Here is a 6,633-nt window from a genome sequence, read left to right on the forward strand (position 1 = left end):
TACGAAGGACCAAAAATGACCATTTTACCCGCAATCGATCTTAAAGACGGTAAAGCAGTAAGATTAAGCAAAGGGCTCATGGAGTCAGCCAAGATCTATAGTGACGAGCCATGGCAGGTTGCCAAAAAATTTGAAGAACTGGGAAGCGAGTGGGTGCATCTTGTAGATCTTAACGGCGCTTTTGCCGGTAAACCGGAAAACCTGGAACAGATCAGGAAAATCCGTGAAAACTGCAATCTGAAACTGGAACTCGGCGGAGGCATCCGTGATGAGGAAACCATCAAAATGTATCTTGATCTCGGGATAGACCGTCTCATATTGGGTTCTATTGCCGTCAAAGATGCCCAATTCGTCAAGGATATGGCTGCCAAATACCCCATAGTGGTGGGTATTGATGCCATCGACGGCATGGTTGCGGTAGAAGGCTGGGCTGAAACATCCGATATGAAAGCCACTGACCTCGCCAAAGAGTTTGCTGCCTGCGGTGTAGAAGCTATCATTTGTACCGATGTGGGACGTGACGGGATGATGACTGGGATCAACATAGAATTCACCCAAGCCATACAGGAAGCTTCCGGGCTTGAAACCATTGCTTCAGGGGGACTGAAAGATATGACAGACATCCAAGCCCTGATCGAAGCGGGAATTGACGGAACTATCGTCGGGAAAGCCTTTTATGAAGGAACCCTGGATTTGGAGCAGGCATTCAAAGCCACTGCCGACAGGAACCTAAAATGAATAAAACCTATCATGAACTGACGCTTACCCTTGATGAGCCATACGTTGATCTGATCGCAGACTATATTATGAATATCTATGATGAAGGCTTGGAATTCGGTACGGGAAAAATCGTTATACGAAGCGAAAACGATTTGAACTTTGTCAAAGATGCCCTGCTCTCTTTGGAGGAACATCTCGAACAGGATATTCATATGCACTTCACTCTCAAAGAAAAAGAGAACAAAGACTGGATCAAAACATATCAGGAATCCATCCAGCCTGTCGAAGCAGGAAAATTTTATATCTTCCCCAGCTGGTATGCTCCCAAAGAGGGATGTATCAATATTAAGATCGATCCGGCGCTCGCTTTCGGTTCGGGACATCATGCTACGACTTCTTCCTGCCTTGAAGCTGTCAGCAAATATGTTCATAAAGAAGACAATGTCATCGATGTCGGATGCGGTTCGGGTATTTTGGGACTTGCGGCAAAAAAACTCGGTGCCACTGTTTCACTTTGTGACACAGACCCGCTGTCCGTAAAAAGCTGCCGGGAAAATTTTTTACTCAACAAAACACCGTATGATGCACTCTGGGAGGGCTCCGTTGACAAAGCAGAAGGCCCCTATGATGTAGTCATTGCCAACATCATCGCCGATGTGCTCCGCTTCATTGCCACCGACCTGAAACAAAGTGTCAAAGAGGAAGGCTATCTGATACTCTCAGGAATTCTGGATAAAAAAGAGATGTTGGTAAAAACATCCTTTTCCGAGCTGACACTCGAAGAGAGAATCCTCAAAGATGAATGGGTAACACTTGTTTATAAGAAATAATAAGTAAAATCGCATCAACACAGTAAAATGGAATTTCTTCCTTTTTGCGCTATAATACTCGATTACATTCATTTATCCCAGCGTATGTCTCGGAATCATTACGCTTCTGACACATCATTCGGAATTTATATAAAGGAAAATATTTAATGGCCAACCCAAATAATAATGACAACAATAATAACCAGAACAAAAACAACAACAATTTTTTCAATGACAATCCCCTGCTCGCTTTTGCGATCTTCTCTATCGTAATCATTCTGATCTTCAAGTCTTTCGTCGGTGAAGGTGAAAGTATCGGGAGCATGATGAACAAACAAAACGTTTCACAGACCAAACAGGTCAAATACTCCGAACTGAGAAACTACATAGCGGAGGGGAAGGTACAAAGTGTCAAGCTGACACCTACTGTTGTAGAAGCCATCTCAGAAGAGAACGGACAAAAAACCCGTTATATTGCACAGAATATCCCTACCTATGACAGAGACCTCGTTCCGCTGCTTGAAAAAAAGCATATTGCATTTGAAGGGGTGATGGGGAACGGATTTTTCTCAGAACTGGTCAGTATGCTTCTACCGATCCTCATTTTCTTTGCCATTTGGATCTTCCTTGCAAAAAGAATGACCAAAGGCATGGGCGGCGGTATTTTGGGAGCCGGCAAAGCAGACAAGCTTATCAACGCTGAAAAACCCGATACGCGTTTCAGTGATGTACAGGGTGTTGAAGAGGCTAAAGACGAAGTCAAAGAGATCGTGGATTTCCTCAAATTCCCCGAACGCTACATTGAACTTGGTGCCAAGATCCCCAAAGGTGTTTTGCTTGTGGGCCCTCCGGGAACCGGTAAGACCCTGCTTGCCAAAGCAGTGGCAGGGGAAGCCTCTGTCCCTTTCTTCTCTGTAAGCGGTTCAGGCTTCATCGAAATGTTCGTAGGTGTCGGAGCAAGCCGTGTACGCGACCTTTTCGCACAGGCGAAAAAAGAAGCTCCTTCCATTATCTTCATCGATGAAATCGATGCTATCGGAAAGTCCAGAGCCTCAGGCGGGCAGATGGGCGGCAATGATGAAAGAGAACAGACACTCAACCAGCTTCTCGCTGAAATGGACGGTTTCGGCACCGATACCCCTGTCATTGTTCTTGCAGCGACCAACCGCCCTGAAACACTCGATGCCGCACTGCTTAGAGCAGGACGTTTCGACAGGCAGGTACTGGTTGACAAACCAGACTATGAAGGCCGTCTAGCCATTCTCAAAGTTCATTCCAAGGATGTCAAGCTGGCTCCCCATGTCGATCTTGAAATAGTAGCGAAACAGACAGCCGGACTTGCCGGTGCAGACCTTGCCAATATCATCAACGAAGCAGCACTCCTGGCAGGACGCCAGGACAAAAAACAAATAGAACAGTCCGATCTCCTTGAAGCGATCGAGCGGTCATTTGTCGGCTTGGAAAAGAAAAACCGTAAAATTAACGAGAAAGAGAAAAAGATCGTTGCATTCCATGAAAGCGGTCATGCGCTCATGGCAGAACTGACGGAAGGTGCGACACGTGTTACCAAAGTTTCCATTATTCCAAGAGGACTTGGCGCACTGGGGTATACACTGCATCTTCCCGAAGACGAAGAGCGCTTCCTCAAACAAAAACATGAACTCATCGCCGAAGTTGACGTACTGCTGGGCGGACGTGCCGCAGAAGAAGTTTTCATCGGTGAAATCAGTACCGGTGCGGGAAATGATCTCGACCGTGCAACAGCCATTCTGAAAGATATGATCTCCGTATATGGTATGACCGATGTGGCAGGCCTCATGGTACTTTCACGCAGCCAAAATTCCTTCCTTGGTGCGGGAGCCGTCTCTACCGACTACAGCGATAAAATGGCTGAAGAGATGGACAACTATATCAAACGTACCCTCCATGAGCGTTATGATTTTGTCAAAAGTACACTCGACGATTACAGGGGAGCTATCGAAGGGATGGCAAATGAACTGCTCAGTGCGGAAGTGATCGAAGGGAATACCGTCAGAAAGATTATTGAAGATTTCGAAAAAGCACACCATATGACGAGCCGTCTGGCACATCAGAAAAAACCTGCCGTACCGGCCGATAAAGCAGCCGAACCGGATGCAGAAGATACCAAAGACAATGCATAAACCGAGCCTTCTCTACATACTGCCCAACCTCTTTACGGCAAGCAGTATCTTCATCGGTGTTATCAGCATCGTAGAAGCTAGCAAAGGGCATTTCATACAAGCTTCGTGGCTGATTCTTCTTGCACTTGTCTTTGACGGTCTTGACGGACGTGTGGCACGTATGACCAACACAACAAGCCAGTTTGGTGTCGAGTTCGATTCCCTGGCAGATATTATCTCATTCGGTATTGCACCGGCCATGCTGCTTTTCTTTTTTGTCGGATATGAATTCGGGCGTTTCGGCATACTTGTTTCTGCACTTTATGTCATATTTGGTGCCATCCGACTGGCACGTTTCAATATCTCCACCGGAAAAACAGACCCCAATGTTTTTATTGGCCTTCCCATCCCTGCCGCAGCGATCTTCATTTCCATGTGGATACTGCTTTTCAACAAGTATGACCTTGCCCCTTACAGCGTGATCCTCTTATGCCTTGCATTCGCTGTCGCCGTCCTGATGGTCAGCAATTTTCGTTACCCTTCCTTTAAAAAAGTGAAACTGGACAAACCGATGGTTTTTAAAACAATGATCCTCCTGGTCCTGGCGGCTTCACTGCTCTATCTTTTTTCCGCTGAAGGATTTGCACTGATCATCCTGGCCTATGTAGCCTACGGCCCCCTTCGTGCCTTAAGAACAATCAACAGCCGCAGGTTTGGCCATGCCAAGCGTCAAGAGGACATTGAACCGTAAATCACAATTTATGCGCTGCCGGGCATCCGCATTGAAATTTGACTGAACCAAATCTCCCCACATTTGCAATTTCTGCTTTTTTTATGTATACTTCTAAAAAATTCAACAGGAGAACATTATGAAAAACATCATAAACAGTACAATCATTTTCACCAAAGCAACTTCTCTCCTGCTGCTGCTCGCACTCTAATAGTCTGACTATCCACATTTCATTACAGCACATTTTTCTATTCTAATACTCCTAATCGATATTTAGGTAAAATTAGACAACTTTCAAGCCATAAGGCTTTTTATACATAACAAGGTTTATACAATGAGTAAAGATACTATCAAAATATTTGACACAACATTGAGAGACGGGGAACAGAGCCCCGGAGCTTCCATGAACACAGAAGAGAAGATCCAAATCGCAGCACAGCTGGAACGTTTGGGAGTGGACATTATCGAAGCGGGATTCGCAGCGGCAAGTCCAGGAGACTTTGATGCCATAGAAAAGATCGCACAGCGTGTAAAAAACTCAACGGTATGCTCATTGGCACGTGCCATGGACAGTGATGTAAAAGCTGCAGGAGAGTCCATAGCAAAGGCCAGACTGAAACGTATTCATACCTTCATAGCCACCAGTCCCATCCACATGGAATACAAACTCAAAATGAATCCTGACGAAGTCATCAAGCGTGCAGTGCGTGCAGTTGAATACGCACGCACCTTTGTAGAAGATGTTGAATTCAGCTGTGAAGATGCAGGACGTTCAGATATCGGCTTTTTAAAAGAAATTTCCGATGCCGTTATAGAAGCAGGAGCAAGCACGATCAACCTACCTGACACTGTAGGATTCAGACTTCCTTTTGAGATAGGTGCCATGGTGAAAGAGATGAGTGACTATACCAAAGGCAGAGCCATCATCTCCGTACATAACCACAATGATTTAGGCTTGGGTGTTGCGAACTCTTTAGAAGCTATTATACATGGTGCCAGACAGGTTGAGTGTACTATTAATGGACTGGGGGAAAGAGCAGGAAATGCTGCCTTGGAAGAGATCGTGATGGCGCTTAAAACGCGTTCAGATGTTTTTACCAATTTTAAAACCAACATCAACACAAAAGAGATCTACCCCTCATCAAGACTTATTGCTACTATCACAGGAATAGAACCCCAACCCAACAAAGCTATTGTTGGAAAGAATGCTTTTTCACATGAAAGCGGTATCCATCAGGATGGTGTCTTAAAAAATAAAGAAACGTATGAGATCATCACACCGGAGAGTATCGGATTGATCAAGGATGATACGTTGGTCCTGGGTAAACACTCCGGGCGTGCAGCTTTTAAAGACAAGTTGGCAAAACTTGGTTTTACTTTGAATAATGATGCATTGAACAGCTCTTTTGAGCGCTTTAAAATTTTGGCAGACAGAAAAAAAGAGATCTATGATGATGACTTAAGAGCATTGGTCACCAATGAAATGACCAAAGCGACACAAGTCTATGAATTGATCTCTTTACAGTTGATGGATTGCTCAGGCGGTGTACCCTCTGCTGCGGTAAAGATCAAAAAAGAGAATGACGAGATCATCGAAGCAGGTATTGGCGAAGGTACCATTGATGCTGTATTTAAGACCATTGACCGCATTTCAGGCTACAACGGAAAACTGGAAGACTACAAAGTCAAATCTGTCTCAGAAGGCAAAGATGCTTTGGCAAATGTCACTGTAAAAGTTTCTTTCAATGATGAACCTGCCATCATAGGACATGGTTTGAATATTGACACGATGCTGGCAAGTGCCAGAGCCTACATTGGTGCCTTGAATAGTTACTTGAGTATGGAAGGCAAGCTGAAATCACGCTATAGTGATACTTCAAAGACAGTTTAAATTCGGTACTCTCCGTCACCGTCTTATCTATCCTGTCTATCCCTGCATAGCTACGCTTTGCTCCGACCATTTCAGTTCCGAAGCTACAAACGACAAACTCTTGTCGTTTGCTTACGCTTCTCACATATATTTCTTCAATACCTCTGGAATCTCAATGCTTCCATCTTCATTTTGATAATTCTCCATGATCGCTATCAAAGTACGTCCTACAGCCAGAGCAGAACCGTTCAGTGTATGTACCAGTCTGTTTTTCTTGCCCTCTTTAAACCTGATTTTCGCACGTCTAGCCTGGAAGTCCCTTGTATTGGAAATTGAAGAAATTTCCCTGTATTTATTTTGACC

The 6,633-nt window shown here is 44.8% G+C and carries 6 protein-coding genes; 5 read left to right on the forward strand and 1 reads right to left on the reverse strand.

Features of this window, described 5'->3' with window-relative positions; all coding sequences use genetic code 11:
- The first annotated feature begins 15 nt into the window (after window positions 1-15).
- The 5 genes from hisA to F8L24_RS03030 all read left to right on the forward strand — a co-directional run bounded on the left by hisA (window position 16) and on the right by F8L24_RS03030 (window position 6,291).
- Window positions 16-738 (forward strand): 1-(5-phosphoribosyl)-5-[(5-phosphoribosylamino)methylideneamino]imidazole-4-carboxamide isomerase, encoded by a 723-nt coding sequence (gene hisA / locus F8L24_RS03010; RefSeq protein ID WP_294951606.1) that lies wholly within the window; start codon window positions 16-18, stop codon window positions 736-738.
- Entirely contained in the window at window positions 735-1,550 is an 816-nt protein-coding gene (locus F8L24_RS03015) for a 50S ribosomal protein L11 methyltransferase (RefSeq protein WP_294951608.1), read from the forward strand. Before hisA ends, F8L24_RS03015 begins: the two co-directional genes overlap by 4 nt.
- A gap of 146 nt (window positions 1,551-1,696) precedes the next feature.
- Window positions 1,697-3,691 (forward strand): ATP-dependent zinc metalloprotease FtsH, encoded by a 1,995-nt coding sequence (gene ftsH / locus F8L24_RS03020; RefSeq protein ID WP_294951610.1) that lies wholly within the window; start codon window positions 1,697-1,699, stop codon window positions 3,689-3,691.
- Window positions 3,663-4,421, forward strand: coding sequence for a CDP-diacylglycerol--serine O-phosphatidyltransferase (gene pssA / locus F8L24_RS03025; protein ID WP_294951612.1), 759 nt, complete (start codon window positions 3,663-3,665; stop codon window positions 4,419-4,421). Before ftsH ends, pssA begins: the two co-directional genes overlap by 29 nt.
- A 313-nt stretch (window positions 4,422-4,734) precedes the next feature.
- On the forward strand, window positions 4,735-6,291 hold the full coding sequence (locus F8L24_RS03030) for a 2-isopropylmalate synthase (protein WP_294951614.1): 1,557 nt from the start codon (window positions 4,735-4,737) through the stop codon (window positions 6,289-6,291).
- Window positions 6,292-6,411: 120 nt separating this feature from the next.
- Here the strand turns inward: F8L24_RS03030 and F8L24_RS03035 are convergent.
- A partial coding sequence (locus tag F8L24_RS03035; protein WP_365937956.1) for an aminoacyl--tRNA ligase-related protein occupies window positions 6,412-6,633 on the reverse strand: 222 nt, incomplete at its 5' end.

Origin of the sequence: Sulfurovum sp., assembly GCF_015493435.1 — a bacterium.
GTDB lineage: Bacteria > Campylobacterota > Campylobacteria > Campylobacterales > Sulfurovaceae > Sulfurovum.

What these genes read in the sequence shown, in the direction of transcription:
- hisA (WP_294951606.1), top strand. Translation starts at nt 16, where the DNA reads ATGACCATTTTACCCGCAATCGATCTTAAAGACGGTAAAGCAGTAAGA.
- F8L24_RS03015 (WP_294951608.1), top strand. Translation starts at nt 735, where the DNA reads ATGAATAAAACCTATCATGAACTGACGCTTACCCTTGATGAGCCATAC.
- ftsH (WP_294951610.1), top strand. Translation starts at nt 1,697, where the DNA reads ATGGCCAACCCAAATAATAATGACAACAATAATAACCAGAACAAAAAC.
- pssA (WP_294951612.1), top strand. Translation starts at nt 3,663, where the DNA reads ATGCAGAAGATACCAAAGACAATGCATAAACCGAGCCTTCTCTACATA.
- F8L24_RS03030 (WP_294951614.1), top strand. Translation starts at nt 4,735, where the DNA reads ATGAGTAAAGATACTATCAAAATATTTGACACAACATTGAGAGACGGG.